Source organism: Amycolatopsis sp. NPDC004378, assembly GCF_053602455.1.
In genome coordinates, this window is record NZ_JBSGDR010000018.1 from 146,475 (window position 1) to 163,234 (window position 16,760).

Genomic DNA, 16,760 nt, shown 5'->3' on the forward strand with positions numbered 1-16,760 from the left:
CTAGGAACCGCGAGCGGGCCGCGGCGACCGTCGCCCGACGTCACCCGTGTACGTCACCGTTTTCCAGCCGCAGCCACCGGTCGACGCCGATGCGTTCGAGGAACCGCTCGTCGTGGCTCACGACGACGAACGCGCCGCGGTACGCCGTCAGCGCGCTCTCCAGCTGTCCCGCGCTGACGAGGTCGAGGTTGTTCGTCGGCTCGTCCAGCAACAGCAGCTGGGGCGCGGGTTCGGCGAACAGGACGCAGGCCAGCGTCGCGCGCAGCCGTTCCCCGCCGGACAGGGCACCGGCCGGCAGGTACACCCGGGGACCGCGGAAGAGGAAGCGCGCCAACAGGTTCATGCGCTGCGCGGGCGGCAGCGCCGGAGCGGCCGCCGCCAGGTTCTCGGCGACCGTGCGGTCGTCGTCCAGGAGGTCGAGACGCTGGGAGAGGAACGCGATCCGCCCGTCGGCCCGCGACACGGCCCCGCTGTCGGGGGCGAGGTCGCCGTGGATCACCCGCAGCAGCGTGGACTTCCCGGCGCCGTTGGACCCGGTGAGCGCGATCCGCTCGGGGCCGCGGATCGTCAGGTCGACGCCGCCGGGGAAGAGGCCGCGCACGCGCAGGCCTTCGCCGGCGAAGAGCGTGCGGCCCGCCGGGACCTCCGTCTGCGGCAGTTCGAGGCTGATCTTCTGCTCGTCGCGGCGCGCCCGTTCGGCCTGGTCGAGCTTGGCCTTCGCGGCGCCGACGCGGGCCGCGTGCGTGCCGTCCGCCTTGGCCGCCGACTCCTGGGCGTTGCGTTTCATGGTGCCGGCGAAGATCTTGGGCAGCCCGGCGTTGCCGAGGGTGCGTGCCGCCGTGCTCGCGCGGCGAGCGGCGCGCTCGCGAGCCTGTTGCATCTCCCGCTTCTCGCGCTTGACTTCCTGTTCGGCGCTGCGGACGTTCTTCTCCGCGACTTCCCGGGCGGACTGGACGGCCTCCTCGTAGGACGTGAAGTTCCCGCCGTGGAACCGGATCTCGCCGCGGTCGAGCTCGGCGATCCGGTCCATCCGGTCGAGCAGCGCGCGGTCGTGGCTGACCACGACGAGGCAGCCGGGCCAGTCGTCGAGCACCGAGTACAGCCGGTGCCGGGCGGCGAGGTCGAGGTTGTTGGTGGGTTCGTCCAGCAGCAGCACGTCCGGTCGTTCGAGCAGCCGCGCGGCCAGTCCCAGCGACACGATCTGGCCGCCGCTGAGGGTGCTCAGCGAACGGTCGAGCGTGACGTCGAGGCCGAGCCGGTCCAGCTGGGCGCGGGTGCGCTCTTCGACGTCCCAGTCGGTGCCGATGGTGGTGAAGTGCGCTTCGTCGGCGTCGCCGGATTCGACGGCCGCGATGGCCGCCAGGACCGGGGCGACCCCGAGGACTTCGGCGACGGACGGCTCGCCGCTCAGCGGCAGGTCCTGCGGCAGGTAGCCCAGGACGCCGTCGACGGCGACGCTGCCCGAGGCCGGCCGGAGCACGCCGGCGACGAGCTTCAGCAGCGTCGTCTTGCCGGACCCGTTGGGCGCGACGAGCCCGGTGCGGCCGTTCGGGAAGGTGGCGGAAAGGTGGTCGAAGACGGGGGTGTCGTCCGGCCAGGAGAAGGACAGGCCGGACAGCACGATTTCGGACACGGCGAAGACCTCGGTGTGGTGCGAAGGGAAAGGGGGACGTCGAAGGCGGCCCGCACCGGCACTGCCGGGGGCCTGCGTACTCCGGGGCTACCCGGAGATGTCGACGTCACCTGCCACGACTGGTCTCCTCGAAAGCGATCTTCACCGCGAAGATAGCAGGGCCGCGCGCACCGCCTCCAGCACCCGGCGCAGCGCGCCGCGTGGTCGCGGCGGGGATCCACCCGCGTGCCTCGCGCGTCCGGCTGCTCGGCACCGGGTTCCGGGGCCGTCGAAGCACGGCCGGGCACAAGTCATTTGCGGCCCGGAACACGTCTGCCGAGGGCCTTTCCCGGCCGTGTCGAGCGTGGGGCTACGCCAGCTCGGCCGAGACGACCGACTCCAGCTCGCGAAGCCGGTCGAGCAGCGGCTCGGTCTCGTCCGCGGCCAGCAGGACGGCGCAGACCATGCTGCTCTCGCGGACGCCGTCCTTGATGTCGACGGACAGCTCGTGGACCAGGTGCCCCGCCAGCGCGTGGACCAGCGCCGGGATCTGCTCGGCACCGCCGGTGAAGTAGGTCGCGATCCGCCGGCGCAGCAGCATGGCCGAGCGGGCGGAGGGAATGGCGAAGGAGGTGGACATGGCTGATCTCCTGCGAAAGAAGGGATGAGATCGGGGCCAGGTCCCGAGAAAATGCGATCGTCGACGCCGCGCGCCGGCGACCTGGGTTCAGCCGGCGCGCCGGGTTACGAGTCGCGAGGACGTCATCGGGCGCTGCACGGCGACAGGCTAACACGATCCCCGCTCACCGGGGCAACACCCGGCCGAGCAGGGCCGTGCCGGTGTCGCCGGGCTCCCGGCGCGCCGCGCTGTCGCGGTCAGCTGGCGCGGAGGACGCCCAGGCCCAGGGGCGTGATCTCGTGGATCTGGGACTTCCCGGACCGGGTGCTCGTGATCAGGCCGCCGGCCCGCAGCACCGACGCGTGCTGGCTGGCCGTCGCCAGGGAGACGCCGGTCAGCTCCGCCAGCTCGCTCGTGTTGCAGCGGGTGATCGCCACCGTCATCAGCACCCGGGCCCGCGTCTGGCCGAGCAGCGCCGCCAGTGACGGGCCCGGCTCGGCGTCGCTGTCGAAGCGCGTGTGGCTGATCGAGTACACCAGCACCGGCGGCAGGCCCGGGTCCTTGTACGTCGTCGGCATGCCGTGGGCGAAGAACGTCGGGATCAGGCGGAGGCCCCGGCCGTCCAGGTGCAGCTCCTGGTCGATCGGGAAGCGGACCTTCAGCACCGGCGGCGACCACGTGACGTCCGGGTGCAACGTCGAAAGCAGCAGCTGGGGGCCGCCGCGGTCCAGGCTCGACTGCAGGCGGCGGCGGTCGCGGCCGACCGCGCGGCGGACTGTCGGCCAGTCCGGGGCCAGGCACCGGGCGTAGTAGTCGTGGAAGGCCGTGCCGAGCCGGTGCAGTTCACGGGACTCGCCGCCGGCCAGGCGGCGCAGCCACGGTGGGACGCGCGTGCCCTGCGCCGCCAGCTCGGCGATGTCGGCGGCCAGCGACGTCGGCGGGGTTTCGAGCAGCGCGGCGACGCCGTCGCCGATCGTGGCGTGCCCGGCCGGGGTGAGGAAGTCCGGGCAGTAGCCGTACGGCGGGACGGCGGACATCAGCAGCCGGCCCGACTCGGGGACCGCGGAGCGTGACCCCTTCCGCCACCGGCCGAAGAACGGCTCGCCCTCGGGACGCCGGATCCGGTAGCTGCTCATCAGCAGCTCCCACATCGGATCGGCGTCCCCGGTGATGGTCACCTTCGCCAGGTCCGCATCCGTGAAGTGGATCTTCAGCATCGACGCACCGCTCCTTCCGCGGCTGAGGATAGCCGCTGGTGACGCGGGGTCCCGCCGCCCTGTGAGCTGTGACGTTTCGAGCACGCGCGAAACGTCACAACGCCGGGTTGACGCCGTTCGCGGGTCGCTGGCACGTTCATCCCCGCACGGCCGCGGACGGATGCCGCGTGCCGGGTGCGGGCCGGCTGGGGGTCGGCCCGGCCACGGGCGGAAATTCACGGACTCCCGCCGGAATCGCGCGTGCTCCTGAGCTGTTCTTCACCCTCCGCGAGGGTAAAAAGCCGCGCTGTCGAATCTCACCCTGTGTAGCTGGTGCGTACGGGGGAAACGACGGGCATTCCTTGACAGCCCGGCCGCCGTCAGAGTTATGTCTCCGGTCTGAATTCCGCGAAAAGGAACCAGAAACACTTCTCGGGTCACCGGTCGAATCGAGTCACGCCACCGATGAAAGAAGATCGTCGTTCCGCTCCGCCCTGGAATCCGGGCACCTGGCGGCTGCGCACCAAGATCTCCGTCGTGCTGTTCCTGCCGGTCCTGGTCGCGCTGCTGCTGGCCGGCGGACGCGTGCAGGGCGAGCTCGCCCAGGCGGGCGCGCTGTCCGGCGTGCGCGACCAAATGCCTGTCGTGCAAGGGATCGCCGAGCTCGGCGGCCTCGTCGACGACGAGCTGGTCCACGACGGCGGGGCCGCGCAGACCGCCGCGGTCGACGCGAAAGCCACCGCGATCCGCCGCGCCGCCGAATTCGCGCAGCTCAGCCCGGAGCTTTCGCGCACACTGGAAGATCAATTGGGGAAATTGACCGGACTGCGGCAGCCGGGTACCGCGAAAACCATCGCCTACCACGACTTCGTCGTCGAACTGAGCGAACTGGTTCCGGCCGTGGTCGGACAGGCCGGGAATACCGGTCTCAACGCTTCGGCCGATATCACGAAGGCATTGATGCAGTTGAGGGCCGCGCTCGCCGGGCAGGAACTGCCGTCCGGCCCCCCGGCCGCCGTCGCCGAAGAAGCCGTCCTCGCCGGGCAGGTCCGCCGCGCGCTGCCCGCCGGTGCGGTGGCCGCGCGGTTCGCCGCCGCGACCATCCCCGGCGCCGGCGGGCCCGCGGCGCGGCGCACGGCCCTCGGGACCGTCCTGTCGGAGCAGGTGAAGACGCTCTCGGACGCGGTCGACGAGCTGACCAACACGGGCCGGTCCGCCGCGCTGCGCGACGCCGCGCTGGTGATCGCGGCGCTGCTCGGGGCCCTCGCCGTCGCGCTCGCCGTCGCCCGCTCGGTGGTCGCCCCGATCCGGCGGCTGCGGGTCGCCGCCCTCGACGCGGCGCGCACCCGGCTCCCCGCCACCCTCGAACGGATCCGGGGCGGCGAGGACGTCGACTGGCAGGCGACCGAGCCGCTCCCGGTCGGCTCCGACGAGGAGATCGGCGAGCTGGCCCGCGCCTTCGACGACATGCACCGGCAGGCGGTGCGGCTGGCCGTCGGCGAGCAGGCCGAGATGCGGATCCAGGTCAGCGAGATGTTCATGACGCTCTCGCGCCGCAGCCAGTCCCTGGTGGAGCTGCAGCTGTCGGTGATCGAAGACCTCGAAACCGACGAGCAGGACCCGCAGCGGCTGGCGGAGCTGTTCCAGATCGACCACATCGCGACCCGGCTGCGGCGCAACGGCGAAAACCTGCAGGTCCTCGCGGGCGGGCGTCCGGTGCGCCGCGACGTCGGGCCGGTCGCGACGGTCGAGCTGCTGCGCGCGGCGACGTCGGAGGTCAAGGACTACCAGCGGATCACGCTCGGCAACGCGCCGCGCGGGTCGGTGAAGTCCGAAGCCGCGGCCGACGTCGTGCACATCCTCGCCGAGCTGCTGGAGAACGCCATCCGGTCGTCGCCGCCGGACGAGCAGGTCGTGCTCACCGCCGACCGCGGCTCCGACGGCGGCGTGCTGGTCGAGGTCGTCGACGTCGGGCTCGGTATGACCCGCGAAGACCTCGAAGCGGCGAACGCGCGGCTGGCCGCGGGCGCCACGGTGAGCCCGGAGACCACCCGCAGGATGGGTTTGTTCGTGGTGAGCAGGCTCGCCGCTTCGCACGGGATCACCGTGCGGCTGCGTCCCACGACCGTGACGGCCGGCGTCACCGCCAGCGTGCACGTCCCGGGCGTGCTGGTGCAGGTCGACCTGCCGCCGCGGCCGCTCGCGCTGCCCCCGGCGGTGAACGGGACGGCCCGGCACGAGCAGGAACCCCGGTGGCCTGTCGAGGAGCCCGGTCCGGTCGTGGTCGAGCAGCCGCCGACACCGATCTTCGACCAGACGCTCTCGCACTGGTTCGCCGGCACCGCCACCGCGAAACCGGCGAAGCCTGGTGCGTGGGCGACTCCGACCGACGAGGTCCGGCAGGCCGCCGAAGCCGCGGTCGGGACCTTGGACGGCATCGAGTTCACCGAATCGGGCCTGCCCGCGCGGCAGCCGGGCGCCCAGCTCGCCCCGGGCTCGGTCACGCCGCGCACGCAGCCGCAGCAGCCCGCCGACCCGTCGTTCCGGGATCCCGCCGCGGTGCGGAACAACCTCGCCCGGCACTACAGCGGGATGCGCGCGGCCCGCCACCGCGTCGCGACCGACCCGAAGGGCCAGTCATGAAGATCCGGCTGGAAGGAGCGGAAGTGGTCGACCAGTCCCGGAACTGGCTGGTGTCGGCGTTCACGCAGGAGGTGCCCGGCGTCGCGCACGCCGCGCTCGTCTCGGCGGACGGCCTGCTCGTGGCGGCGAACGACCTGCTGCCGCGCGATCGGGCCGACCAGCTCTCGGCGATCGCGTCGGGGCTCGCGAGCCTCGCCCTCGGCACCGCCGACCTGTTCACCGCGGGCCGGGTCGTGCAGTCGGTCATCGAGATGGAGCAGGGCTTCCTGCTGCTGATGAACGTCGGCGACGGCTCGAACCTGGTGGTGCTGGCCAACCCGGGCTGCGACATCGGGCTCGTCGGTTACGAGATGACGCTGCTCGTCGACCGCTTCGGCAAGATGGTCGACACGGCCGCCCGGCCCGCGGCCGCGCCGGGGGCGAGCCGGTGACCGAAGGCCGGCGACGCGAGGGCGGGCGGCACGCGGCGTCGTTGGCCCGCCCGTATTCGTGGACCGCCGGCCGCACCCGGCCGCCGGTCGAGCTGGCGGTGGAAGCCCTCGTCGAGACCACGCCCGAGGGCCGGACCGCGACCTACAGCCCGACGAACCCGCTGGCGGCCGTCACGCAGCTGTGCCTGCGGCAGCGCTCGGTGGCGGAGGTCGCGGCGCACCTGGGCGTGCCGCTGGGCGTGGCCAGGGTGCTCATCGGCGATCTGCTGATCGCCGGCCAGGTGGCGATCCGCGAAACCCTCGCCGCGGACGCCTCCCACGACGAACGGAACGACCTGCTCGAAAGGGTCCTCAGTGGACTACGTGCACTCTGACAAGCGGATCACCTCGGCCAAGATCGTGGTGGCCGGCGGGTTCGGGGCCGGCAAGACGACCTTCGTCGGCGCCGTCTCCGAGATCGACCCGCTGCGCACCGAAGCCGTGATGACGGTCGCGGGTGTCGGCATCGACCGGACCGAAGCGGTGCCGGGGAAGTTCGCCACGACGGTCGCGATGGACTTCGGCCGGCTGACCCTGGCCGAGGACCTGGTGCTCTACGTGTTCGGCACGCCGGGCCAGCACCGGTTCTGGTTCATGTGGGACGACCTCGTCTGCGGGGCGGTCGCGGCGATCGTGCTGGTCGACACGCGCCGGCTGGCGGACTGCTTCGCCGCGATCGACTTCTTCGAATCGCGCGGCCTGCCGTTCCTGGTGGCCGTCAACCAGTTCGAGGACAGCCACCAGCACCCCCCGGAGCAGGTGCGCGAAGCCCTCCGGATCCCGGCGGCCGTCCAGGTGATCACCTGCGACGCGCGCTCGCCGGAATCGACGAAACGGACCCTCATCGCCGCCGCCGAGCACGCGCTCGCGGAGCTGCACTCGCCGCGGCGGCGGAACGCCTAGGAGCACCGGATGCGGATGGATCACGACGACTTCGCCATGGGCCACTGGCTCGTGGTGCTCGCTTACCTGACCTCGGCGGTGGGCTGCGCCCTCGGGCTCGCCTGCACGCTGCAGGCCCGCTCCACCGACCACGCGCGGAAGCGGCTGGGCTGGCTCGCGCTCGCGGCCCTGTCGATCGGCGGCGTCGGCATCTGGGTCATGCACTTCATCGCGATGCTCGGGTTTTCGACGCCGGGGCTGCCGGTGCGCTACGACGTCCTGCGCACGGCGCTGTCCGCGGCGCTTTCGGTGGTGGCGGTGTTCTGCGGCCTGCTGGTGTTCGGCGTGCGCAACCGGTTCGCCTGGAAGCGGCTGCTGCTGGGCGGGCTGCTGACCGGGCTGGCCGTGAACGTCATGCACTACACGGGGATGTGGGCGGTGCAGGTCAAGGGCACGATCGGCTACGACCCGGGGCTGGTGGTGCTGTCGGTGGTGATCGCGGTGGTCGCGGCGACGGCGGCGCTGTGGTTCACCGTCGGGCTGGACAAGCTCCTGCCCCGCCTGGCGGCGGGCCTGGTGATGGCGGCGGCGGTCACGGGCATGCACTACACGGGCATGGCGGCGGTCCGCCTGCACCTGGACCCGGCGGCCCCGGACCCGTCGGGCACGGAGGTGTTCTCGTTCCTGTTCCCGGTGTTCGTGCTGGCGGCACTGGCACTGGCGGTGCCGATCTGCGCGGTGCTGATGGTGTCCTCGGGCGCGGAGGCCCCGCGGCGCACGACGGTGTCGTCCTGATCAGTCCGAAGTGGACACCGGGAACCGGTCGGCGCCGAAGTGCACCAGGATCGCCTTCGCCGTCGCGCAGACCTCGTCGCCCGCCTTGAGCACCCCGGTCGCGTGGAGCTTCCGGCCGTCCCGGCGTTCGAGCCGGGCCTCGGCGGTCAGCGGCACGGCGTACGGCGTGCCGCGGAGGTAGTCGACGGTCAGGGACGCCGTCATGCCCGGGAAGCCGGCCGCGGCGGTCGCGCGTCCCAGGACGTGGTCCAGCACGGCCGCCACCCAGCCGCCGTGCACCCGGCCCGGCGGACCCTCGTGCGCCGGGCCGAGGAGCACTTCGGCGCGGACCACGGCCGGCCCGACGTGCACCCACGACAACGGCGGTGCCAGCGGGTTCCCGGGCCCTTCCAGGGGGTTGTTGATGCTCAGGTGACCACCGCCCTCGAGCGCGGCCAGCAGCAGCGGCGGCGAGCCGCCCTCGGCGCGCAGGGCCTTGGTGACGTCCTCGATCCGCTGCGCCGCGGCGATCAGGTCGGCGTCGCCGGTCACGCACACCGAAGCGTCGATCAGCTCCCGGATCCGCTGCCCGAGCAGGGCGCGTCCGGGCGGCACGCCGTCGACGACCGGGAACGCCTGGGTTTCGGACATCGCGCTCCCCGGGGCCGCGGAACTAGAACGTGTTCCACTCTAGCAGTGACCGGCCGCCTCCCACCGCCCGTGCGCCGGTGCCGTGGGGGCATCACACGTGATTGAGCAGGCATCAGCCGTGATTGGCGGGGCATCACGCGTGATGGAGCGGGCATCGACGTGATGCCCCGCCCGTCACGGCTGATGCCCTGCGGCGCACGTGTGATGCCCCGCGGCGCACGCCGCGTCCGTCACCAGGTCGGGCGTGCCGTGACTCCGCCGTCGACCACCAGGTCGTGCCCGGTGACCCAGGAAGCCAGCGGCGAGGCCAGGAACACGCACGCGTTGCCGACGTCGGCGGGCGTCCCCAGCCGGCGCAGCGGGGCCGCGCGCTGCCAGCGTTCGACGCCCTCGGGCCACTGGCCGGCGATGCCGGGACGCTCGATCAGCCCGGGCGACACGGTGTTCACGCGGATGCCGCGCGGCCCGTACTCCTGCGCGGCGCCCCGCGCGTGCATCACCAGCGCCGCCTTGGCCGCGCTGTAGTGCGCGTGCCCGGGCGCGGGGTGCCGGGCCTCGATCGACGCGATGTGCGTGACGCTGCCGCCGTCGCCCATCAGCCCGGCCGCCGCCTGGGTGCAGGAGAACGCGCTGGTCAGCGTGGCGTCCAGCATCGCCCGCCAGCGGTCGACGGGCAGGTCCGCGAGGGCTTCGGCCGGCTGGGCGCCGGCGTTGTTGACCAGCGCGTCGAGCCGGCCGCCCCAGTCCGCGACGGCGGCCAGCAGCGCGTGGCAGGCGGTGTCGTCGGTCAGTTCGGCGGCGAACGCGCGGGCCCGGCCGCCCGTGGCTTCGAGCGCCGCGACGAGGTCGTCGGCGGCGCCGGGGCGGCGGTGGTGGACGGCGACCGCGCTGCCCGCTTCGGCGAACCGCAGCGCGATCCCGCGGCCGATCGTGCCGGCGGCGCCGGTGACGCAGACGACCGTGCCGGACAGGTCGGGCAGGGCCGTTCGGGGACTCGTCACGCGCCGATCGTAGATCGCGTGGCCGCCCACGTCGTAGGTTGTGGGCATGGCCGACACCCAGCGTTCGAAGTTCGCCGAGCTCCTGCAGGCGCAGATCCGGCACGAGTTCACCGCCGCGCAGCAGTACATCGCCCTCGCCGCCTGGTTCGACGCGCGCGACCTGCCGAGGCTGGCGAAACGCTTCTACCGGCAGTCGGTCGAAGAGCGCAACCACGCGCTGGCGATGGTCCGGTACCTGCTCGACCGGAGCCAGCCGGTGGCCATCCCGGGCAGCGGCGACGTCCGGAACGACTTCTCGAGCGTGCACGAAGCGATCGCGCTGGCCCTGGAGCAGGAGCGGTCCGTCACGGCCGACATCGAGGCGATGGCCAAGGCCGCGCGCGCCGAAGAGGACTACCTCGGCGAGCAGTTCGTGGCCTGGTTCCTCCGCGAGCAGGTGGAGGAGGTCGCCCAGATGACGACCCTGCTGACGGTCGTCGAGCGGGCCGCGGACAACCTCTTCGAGGTCGAGAGCCACCTGTACCGCGAGGCCGCCACGGCCGTCGAGGACGCGCCGGACATGCCCCCGGTCGCGGGCGGCAAGCTCTGACGGCTGCCGCGCCCGGAACCCGAGCGTGACGGCGGGCTCACGGCCACGAACCGGAGCCCGTCCGGCGGCGGCGGATCTCCTTGCCCGTGCCGCGGGGGAAGCCGTGCTTGGTCAGGCGGACTTCGGCCAGCTCGTCCGCGCTGGTCAGCGTGAAGAACAGGCTGAGGCCGAGGCTCAGCACCAGCGCCGCGATGACCGCGCTCGTCGGGAGTGGCGTGAAGAGCGTCGCCAGCACGAACGCCGCGATCAGCCACGGCAAAGCCTCCACGACGATCCGGAAGGCGAACCGGAGCACCCACGTCTTCGCGGTCGCGTCGTGCAGCACCCATTCCCGGTAGGCGTCCGGCAGCCGGCGGCCGTAGACGTAACCGAGCCACTGCATCGGGTTGGGCCGAAGCATGCTTGACGGGTACCCACGCCGGAGCGGGGTCATGCGGGCGGAAGCGGCAACCCCCAGCACTGCCGCTTCCGCCACGCTCAGGGGCGGAACGAGACTTCCGGGTACGCCGGCTCGTCGAGCACCGGCCGTGGCTCGCCCCGCAGGTGCCGGTCGAAGAACGCGGTCACGTACGTCCGCGTGATCTCCTGCGTCCGCACGGCGGACGTCGTGGCGCCGAAGCCGACGCCCAGTTCGTCGCCGGCCAGGCCCACGTCCGTGAACGACGCGTGCCGCGCGCCCGCCACCTCGGCCCAGCGCTTCCAGCCCGTCAGTTGTGCCCAGTCCCGTTCCCACGACTCGTCCGGCGCGCCCGCGAGCTGGTGGCCCAGGAACATGAACGGCCGCGCCAGCCCGGGCGGGGTCAGGCCGACGTGGGTCGTGCCGTCGATGTCCGTCCCGGCCTTGATCCGCGCGTCGGCGACCATGCTCGGCAGTGTGCTCGCGCCGCCGACCGAATGCCCCGCCATGCCGATCCGCGACGCGTCGACCAGCGGCGACCGCGTCAGCGCGTCCAGCACGAACGACACGTCGGCGGACCGGCCCCGCTCCAGCTTCCGCCAGAACGCCAGGTCGTGCGGCACCTCGCGGGACGCGCACCCCGCGAACCGCCCGTCGGGGAAGCTCTGGCCGGCGTTCTCGTAGGTGTGCCCGACGGCCGCGACGGCGTACCCGTGGCTCGCCAGGTCCTCGGCCAGCGCGGTGAGCGTCGCGCGCGGCTTGGTGTAGCCGGGCGACAGCACCACGAGCGGCAGGTGCGACCCCGCCGGCCGCGCGCCGGCCACGGAGTTCGTCACCGTCCGCGTGAGCAGGTCCGGCGCCACGTCCAGGCCGCTGTCCTGCAGCAGCGCGGCCGATTCGGCCGCGGTCAGGTACTGCGTCTTCGGCCCGCGCGAAGACTCCGCCGGGTAGAACAGCGACACCATCAGCTCGCGGCAGGGCACCGACGGCACCCACGGGTCGGGTCGCGAGGGGTCCTTCAGGTGCACCGGCGTGCTGCCCACCGGGTGGTCCCCGGTCGGCGCGGGCAGGGAGGGCGCCGACGTCGTCATCAGATGAACGTCACTTCCGGGTAGGCGGGCGAGGGTGCGGCGAGCAGCGGTTGCGGGCGGCAGCGCAGGTTCTGGTCGAAGAAAGCGCCTACGTAGTTCCGCGTGACGGCCAGCGCGCGGTAGGCGCCGATGTCGACGCCCAGCTGAGCCACGAGCACGCCGAGGTCGGTGAACGAGCTGTGCACCGTGCCCGAAACCATGAGCCGGCGCTTCCACCCGGTCAGGTGCGTCCAGTCGGTTTCCCAGTCGCCGTAAGGGCCGGGCTGCCCGGGCGTGCAGTTGGCCATGCTGCCCAGGAACAGGAACGGCCGCGCCGGCCCGGACGCCGGGAGCGGGACGTGGATGCTGCCGTCGATGTCGGCGCTCGCGCGGATCCGGCGGTCGGCCGGCATGGCCTGCGTGGTGATCGCGCCGCCCGCGGAGTGCCCGGTCACGCCGATGCGCCGCGGGTCGATCAGCGTGCCCCACCTGCTGTGCTCCAGCGAGTCGAGCACGAACGACGTGTCCTTCGAGCGGACCTGCGCGAGCTTCTCCCCGAACCCGGGCTGGTCGTCGAGCGGGGTCATGTACTGCTTGGCCGGCCCGTGCGCCGAGGTCGCCGGGCAGAAGACGGAGACCATCAGCTCCCGGTAGGGCACCGTCGGCACCCAGGGATCGGGCCGCGAAGTGTCCTTGAGGGACAGTGCGGTGACGCCGACGGGCTCGTGGCCGGTCGGGCGGGGCAGGGATGGCGTCGTGCTCGCCGAAGCGGGCGACGCGGTCAGCGTGAGGGGCAAGGCGGTGGCTACCGCGAGAGTGCGCATGATTCCCCCAGTGGAATCGGGTCAGGACAGGTGGCGGACGCGCCGGAAGCAGAACCAGGTGAGCAGGGCCGTCATGGCGAGGTAGAGCGCGAGTTCGAGCGACTGCAGCGGCCAGAACCGCGAGCCGGGCTGGTAGGTCAGGCGCTGCTGGTAGCCGTGGGCGCTCAGCTGCGCGATGCACCGTTCGGCGGGGCCGCGCTCCGGCATGGGACCGCCCGGCGGCGGCACGCAGTTCCGCACGAAGTCCGGCAGCGGGTCGGCCACGTTCCCGGCGGGGTCGACGGTTTCGTTCGCCAGCACCCACGCGCCGGCCGGGGTGCGCACGCCGATCTCCTGCACGCCGGACGGGTTGCCGGTGATGTTCGTGATGTTGTCGCCGATCGCCACCGTCAGCCGCTGCGGCGGCAGCAGGTACGGCCGCACGAAGTTCGGCACGACGAGCAGCACGGCGACGAGCGCGACGAGCGTGACGGCCATCGCGGCCACCGTCCGCTTCAGCAGCATCCCGACCGCGACGCCGAGGACGAGCGCGAAGGCCGCGTAGCCGATCGGGACGATGCCGCGCGCACCGAACACCACCGGCGCGATGCGCGAGAGCATCCCGCGGTCGGTCTGCCGCGCCGCGAGCGCGTCGATCGGGCTCGCCCACCACGACACCGCGATGCTCAGCAGCGCGCCCGCGACCATCGCGACGAGCAGGCCGAACCCGAGCTTGGTGGTGAGCCACCGCTTGCGCGTGACGGTCTGGTTCCAGACGAGGCTGTGCGTGCCGGACTCCAGCTCGCGGGTGATCATCGGGACGCCCCAGAACACGCCGATCACCGCGGGCAGCAGGTACAGCACCAGGATCGTCCCGCTGAAGAGGACGTCCTGGTCGGAGAAGCTGGTGCGCCCGACCAGTTCCGGCCCGGTGATCGCGAGGACGACGCCGATCACGATCAGCGCCGCGAACACGGACAACGCGGGAATGCGGAACTGGCGCCAGGTGAGCCAGGTCATCTCAGAACCTCCAGGGCGGGACGGGCGGCGGGGTTGCTCATGTACTCGAGGACCAGGTCTTCCAGGCCGATCCGCCCGACGGTCCAGGCGGGGTCGAGGATCGGCGCCTCGGTGCGGACGAACACGGTGGTCTGGCGGTCGGTGTGCTTCGCCGACACGACGTGCTGGTCCGCCGGCAGCGAGTCGAGGTCACGGCGCGCGCCGGTCAGCCGGTGGTGCGTGGCGAGCAGGTCTTCGACGTCGCCGAGCACGCGGACCTGCGAGTCGACCAGCACGACGAGGTGGTCGCAGACGCGCTCGAGGTCGTTGACCAGGTGCGACGACATCACGACGGACAGCCCGTGCTCGGCGACGGCCGCCATCAGGTCCTGGAGGAACTCCCGGCGTGCCAACGGGTCCAGCGCGGCGACCGGCTCGTCGAGCAGCAGCAGCTCGGGCCGCTTGGCGATGCCGAGGGTGAGCGCGAGCTGCGCGCGCTGCCCGCCGGACAGCTTCCCGGCGTGCTGCTTCGGGTCGAGCCCGAGCCGTTCGATCCGCTTCTCGGCGAGCGCGCTGTCCCAGCGCGGGTTGAGGTGTGCGCCGAGCCGCAAGTGCTCCTCGATGGACAGTCCGGAGTAGACGGGCGTGCTCTGCGCGACGTACCCGACCTTCGCGAGCTGCTCCGGGCCACTGCCGGGAATCCCGCCGCAGACCTCGATGCTGCCGGTCGTCGGCTCCAGCATGCCGGAGGCGATGTCGAGCAGGGTCGACTTGCCGGCGCCGTTGGGGCCGACGAGCCCGGTGACGTGGCCGGCTTCGATCTCCAGGGTGCAGCCGGTCAACGCCCACTTGCGCCGGTACTTCCTGCCCAGTCCCCGGGCACGCAGGACGGTCACGCTATGTCCTCTCTGGCGGCGTCGCGAAACGTGGACATCAGCAGGGCCTCGATGCTCTCCTCGTCGAGACCGGCCTTGCGGGCCTTCGCCAACCAGCGGTGCAGGTCCTGGCGCAGCGGCCCGAGCACGGCGAACGACGCCGCGCCGTTGAGCGTCGCGGTCACGAACGTGCCGACGCCGGGGCGGGCCGAGACGAGCCCGTCGTGCTCCAGCTCGCGATAGGCCTTCAGCACGGTGTTCGGGTTGATCGCGAGGTCCGCGACCACGTCCTTGACCTTCGGGAGCTGGTCTCCCACTTCGAGCAGGCCCAGCCGGAGGGTGTGCCGCACCTGCTGCACCAGCTGCTGGTACGGCGACAGCCCGGACCGGGCGTCGAGCGTGAACTCGATCATCGGCAACTCCGTTTAACTAGTTGCCTAGTACTATAGCTAAGTGGCGCAAGTGGGCGCCAGTGGGAACCGTCCCGGGACTGTTCGCGAACAGCCGGTGGAACCTCGGCGGCCGTCCGGCGTCTGCCGGGGTGATCGTTTTCCTTCGTCGAAAGGACTGTTCGTGCGTCGTCTTACTGGGGGAGTGCGTGCGCTGGTCGTCGCACTCGGGGCGTCGACGGCCGTCGTGGCCGGGCCGGCCGTCGCGTCGGCTTCGGCCGACAGCGTCCCGGCACCCGAACTGAGCTGGTCCGACTGCCAGGACGGCTTCCGGTGCGCCACCGCGGCCGTGCCGCTGGACTACGGCCGGCCCGCCGGCGCGAAGATCGCCCTCGCGCTCATCAAGCTGCCGGCCACCGATCCCGCGCACAGGATCGGCACCCTGTTCGTCAACTTCGGCGGGCCCGGCGCGTCCGGCCTGCAGCGGCTGCGTGAGCGCGGCAAGTGGCCGTGGCTGTTCTCCGACCAGTTGCGCGCCCGGTTCGACGTCGTCTCGTGGGACCCGCGCGGGATCGGGAACAGCACCGCCGTCCGGTGCTTCGACTCGCTCGCGGAGCAGGAGTCGTTCTTCGGCTCGTTCCCGGAGATGCCCGGCGACCCGAGCGGCAACGCGGCTTTCTACGCCAAGTCGAAGGAGCTCGCCGACCGCTGCTCGGCCGAGGCCGGTCCGATCCTCGAGCACGTCTCGACGGCCGACACCGCGCGGGACCTCGAACTCCTGCGCCGCGCGGTCGGTGACGCGAAGCTGACCTACCACGGCATTTCCTACGGGACACAGCTCGGCGCGACCTACGCCAACCTGTTCCCGGACCGCATCCGCGCGATGGTCTTCGACGGCACCATGGACTTCGCCGGCAACGCCACCGGCCACGACGGCACCGGCAAGACCGTCCCGCTCGACACCCGCCAGGACGTCGCCACCGGCATCTCGCAGACGTTCGGCCAGTTCCTGCGCCTGTGCGCGGAAGCCGGCCCGAAGTGCGCCTTCTCCTCCGGCGACCCGAAGGCGAAGTGGGCCGCGATCACCGCCCGCGCCAAGCAGGCGCCGATCACCGTCGACGGCGAGACCTGGACGTACTCGGGCATCATCAACGCGGCGGGCGACCTGTCCGACTCGCGCGGCTGGCCGGACATCGCGTCGCTGCTGCAGCGCCTGTACGACGCGCCCCGCACCGCGGCGGCGTCCAAGGCGGGCGAGCCGTACACCTCGAACCGCACCGAGGCGTTCAACGCGATCCAGTGCAGTGACAGCGATGTCCCGGCCGACCCGGCCATCTACAGCCGCTACGCCGAGTCGGAAGACCGGCGCGTGCCGTACTTCGGCCGGATCGCGGTGCTGGACATGATGAGCTGCGCATTCTGGCAGGCCAAGGACACCGACCGCTACACCGGCCCGTGGAACCGCCCGACGTCGGCGGAGATCCTGGTGCTGAACAACCGCTACGACCCGTCGACGCCGCTGCCCGGCGCCCGCGACGGCGCCGCGGAACTGGCGCGGGCGCGCGTGTTCGTGACCGAAGGCTACGGACACTCGTCGATGTACGTGCCGAGCACGTGCACCGAGCAGGTCAAGCGGGACTACCTGATCTCGGGGACGTTCCCGGCCGCCGGCAAGACCTGCGCGATCGACGCGAGCCCGTTCGCGTGAAGCCGGGGGCGGGGGGGTGGCGGGGGGGGGGCGCCCCCCCGGGGGGCCCCGGCAGCCCGGGGGGCGGTTTGGGGGCCCCCCG

General features: G+C 72.5%; 18 protein-coding genes. 7 read left to right on the forward strand and 11 right to left on the reverse strand.

Annotated elements, in window-relative coordinates:
* Nucleotides 1-40: 40 nt before the first annotated feature.
* The 3 genes from ACWEN0_RS37330 to ACWEN0_RS37340 all read right to left on the reverse strand — a co-directional run bounded on the left by ACWEN0_RS37330 (nucleotide 41) and on the right by ACWEN0_RS37340 (nucleotide 3,448).
* Entirely contained in the window at nucleotides 41-1,633 is a 1,593-nt protein-coding gene (locus tag ACWEN0_RS37330; RefSeq protein ID WP_451984429.1) for an ABC-F family ATP-binding cassette domain-containing protein, read from the reverse strand.
* A 349-nt stretch (nucleotides 1,634-1,982) separates the two neighbouring features.
* Nucleotides 1,983-2,252 carry a hypothetical protein gene (locus tag ACWEN0_RS37335; protein ID WP_451984431.1) on the reverse strand — a complete coding sequence of 90 codons (270 nt, stop codon included), beginning with the start codon at nucleotides 2,250-2,252 and terminating at the stop codon, nucleotides 1,983-1,985.
* Nucleotides 2,253-2,488: 236 nt separating this feature from the next.
* Nucleotides 2,489-3,448 carry an ArsR/SmtB family transcription factor gene (locus tag ACWEN0_RS37340; protein WP_451984433.1) on the reverse strand — a complete coding sequence of 320 codons (960 nt, stop codon included), beginning with the start codon at nucleotides 3,446-3,448 and terminating at the stop codon, nucleotides 2,489-2,491.
* Between the two features lie 444 nt (nucleotides 3,449-3,892).
* Here ACWEN0_RS37340 and ACWEN0_RS37345 point away from each other — a divergent pair, with 444 nt between their 5' ends.
* From ACWEN0_RS37345 to ACWEN0_RS37365, 5 genes are read left to right on the forward strand one after another with little or no spacing between them, the layout of a single operon-like run.
* Entirely contained in the window at nucleotides 3,893-6,070 is a 2,178-nt protein-coding gene (locus ACWEN0_RS37345; protein ID WP_451984435.1) for a HAMP domain-containing sensor histidine kinase, read from the forward strand.
* A complete protein-coding gene (locus ACWEN0_RS37350; protein WP_451984437.1) occupies nucleotides 6,067-6,501 on the forward strand; it encodes a roadblock/LC7 domain-containing protein in 435 nt (144 codons plus the stop codon). Before ACWEN0_RS37345 ends, ACWEN0_RS37350 begins: the two co-directional genes overlap by 4 nt.
* Complete coding sequence (locus tag ACWEN0_RS37355; RefSeq protein WP_451984439.1) at nucleotides 6,498-6,875, forward strand: DUF742 domain-containing protein; 378 nt, start codon at nucleotides 6,498-6,500, stop codon at nucleotides 6,873-6,875. The genes ACWEN0_RS37350 and ACWEN0_RS37355 overlap by 4 nt, the downstream gene beginning before the upstream one ends.
* Complete coding sequence (locus ACWEN0_RS37360; protein ID WP_451984441.1) at nucleotides 6,856-7,443, forward strand: GTP-binding protein; 588 nt, start codon at nucleotides 6,856-6,858, stop codon at nucleotides 7,441-7,443. Before ACWEN0_RS37355 ends, ACWEN0_RS37360 begins: the two co-directional genes overlap by 20 nt.
* A gap of 15 nt (nucleotides 7,444-7,458) precedes the next feature.
* Nucleotides 7,459-8,217: an MHYT domain-containing protein gene (locus ACWEN0_RS37365; protein WP_451984579.1), complete on the forward strand. Its 759-nt coding sequence runs from the start codon at nucleotides 7,459-7,461 to the stop codon at nucleotides 8,215-8,217.
* On the opposite strand, the gene ACWEN0_RS37370 is transcribed toward ACWEN0_RS37365, so the two are convergent.
* Together ACWEN0_RS37370 and ACWEN0_RS37375 are read right to left on the reverse strand one after the other, a co-directional pair.
* Nucleotides 8,218-8,847 (reverse strand): PaaI family thioesterase, encoded by a 630-nt coding sequence (locus ACWEN0_RS37370; protein WP_451984443.1) that lies wholly within the window; start codon nucleotides 8,845-8,847, stop codon nucleotides 8,218-8,220.
* A gap of 230 nt (nucleotides 8,848-9,077) precedes the next feature.
* Nucleotides 9,078-9,827: an SDR family NAD(P)-dependent oxidoreductase gene (locus ACWEN0_RS37375; protein WP_451984581.1), complete on the reverse strand. Its 750-nt coding sequence runs from the start codon at nucleotides 9,825-9,827 to the stop codon at nucleotides 9,078-9,080.
* A 67-nt stretch (nucleotides 9,828-9,894) separates the two neighbouring features.
* Between ACWEN0_RS37375 and ACWEN0_RS37380 the strand changes: the two genes are divergently transcribed.
* Complete coding sequence (locus ACWEN0_RS37380; protein WP_451984445.1) at nucleotides 9,895-10,437, forward strand: ferritin; 543 nt, start codon at nucleotides 9,895-9,897, stop codon at nucleotides 10,435-10,437.
* 37 nt (nucleotides 10,438-10,474) lie between these two features.
* Here the strand turns inward: ACWEN0_RS37380 and ACWEN0_RS37385 are convergent, their stop codons facing one another.
* The 6 genes from ACWEN0_RS37385 to ACWEN0_RS37410 all read right to left on the reverse strand — a co-directional run bounded on the left by ACWEN0_RS37385 (nucleotide 10,475) and on the right by ACWEN0_RS37410 (nucleotide 14,994).
* On the reverse strand, nucleotides 10,475-10,837 hold the full coding sequence (locus ACWEN0_RS37385) for a DUF5313 family protein (protein ID WP_451984447.1): 363 nt from the start codon (nucleotides 10,835-10,837) through the stop codon (nucleotides 10,475-10,477).
* Between the two features lie 77 nt (nucleotides 10,838-10,914).
* Nucleotides 10,915-11,925: an alpha/beta hydrolase family protein gene (locus ACWEN0_RS37390; protein ID WP_451984449.1), complete on the reverse strand. Its 1,011-nt coding sequence runs from the start codon at nucleotides 11,923-11,925 to the stop codon at nucleotides 10,915-10,917.
* Nucleotides 11,925-12,728: a hypothetical protein gene (locus ACWEN0_RS37395; protein ID WP_451984451.1), complete on the reverse strand. Its 804-nt coding sequence runs from the start codon at nucleotides 12,726-12,728 to the stop codon at nucleotides 11,925-11,927. The genes ACWEN0_RS37390 and ACWEN0_RS37395 overlap by 1 nt, the downstream gene beginning before the upstream one ends.
* A gap of 21 nt (nucleotides 12,729-12,749) precedes the next feature.
* Nucleotides 12,750-13,727 carry a transporter gene (locus tag ACWEN0_RS37400; RefSeq protein ID WP_451984453.1) on the reverse strand — a complete coding sequence of 326 codons (978 nt, stop codon included), beginning with the start codon at nucleotides 13,725-13,727 and terminating at the stop codon, nucleotides 12,750-12,752.
* Nucleotides 13,724-14,602 (reverse strand): ABC transporter ATP-binding protein, encoded by an 879-nt coding sequence (locus ACWEN0_RS37405; RefSeq protein WP_451984455.1) that lies wholly within the window; start codon nucleotides 14,600-14,602, stop codon nucleotides 13,724-13,726. Before ACWEN0_RS37405 ends, ACWEN0_RS37400 begins: the two co-directional genes overlap by 4 nt.
* Nucleotides 14,599-14,994, reverse strand: a complete 396-nt coding sequence (locus ACWEN0_RS37410; protein WP_451984457.1) for a GntR family transcriptional regulator — start codon at nucleotides 14,992-14,994, stop codon at nucleotides 14,599-14,601. The genes ACWEN0_RS37405 and ACWEN0_RS37410 overlap by 4 nt, the downstream gene beginning before the upstream one ends.
* Before the next feature lie 181 nt (nucleotides 14,995-15,175).
* Between ACWEN0_RS37410 and ACWEN0_RS37415 the strand changes: the two genes are divergently transcribed.
* Nucleotides 15,176-16,678 (forward strand): alpha/beta hydrolase, encoded by a 1,503-nt coding sequence (locus ACWEN0_RS37415; protein WP_451984459.1) that lies wholly within the window; start codon nucleotides 15,176-15,178, stop codon nucleotides 16,676-16,678.
* Nucleotides 16,679-16,760: the final 82 nt, after the last annotated feature.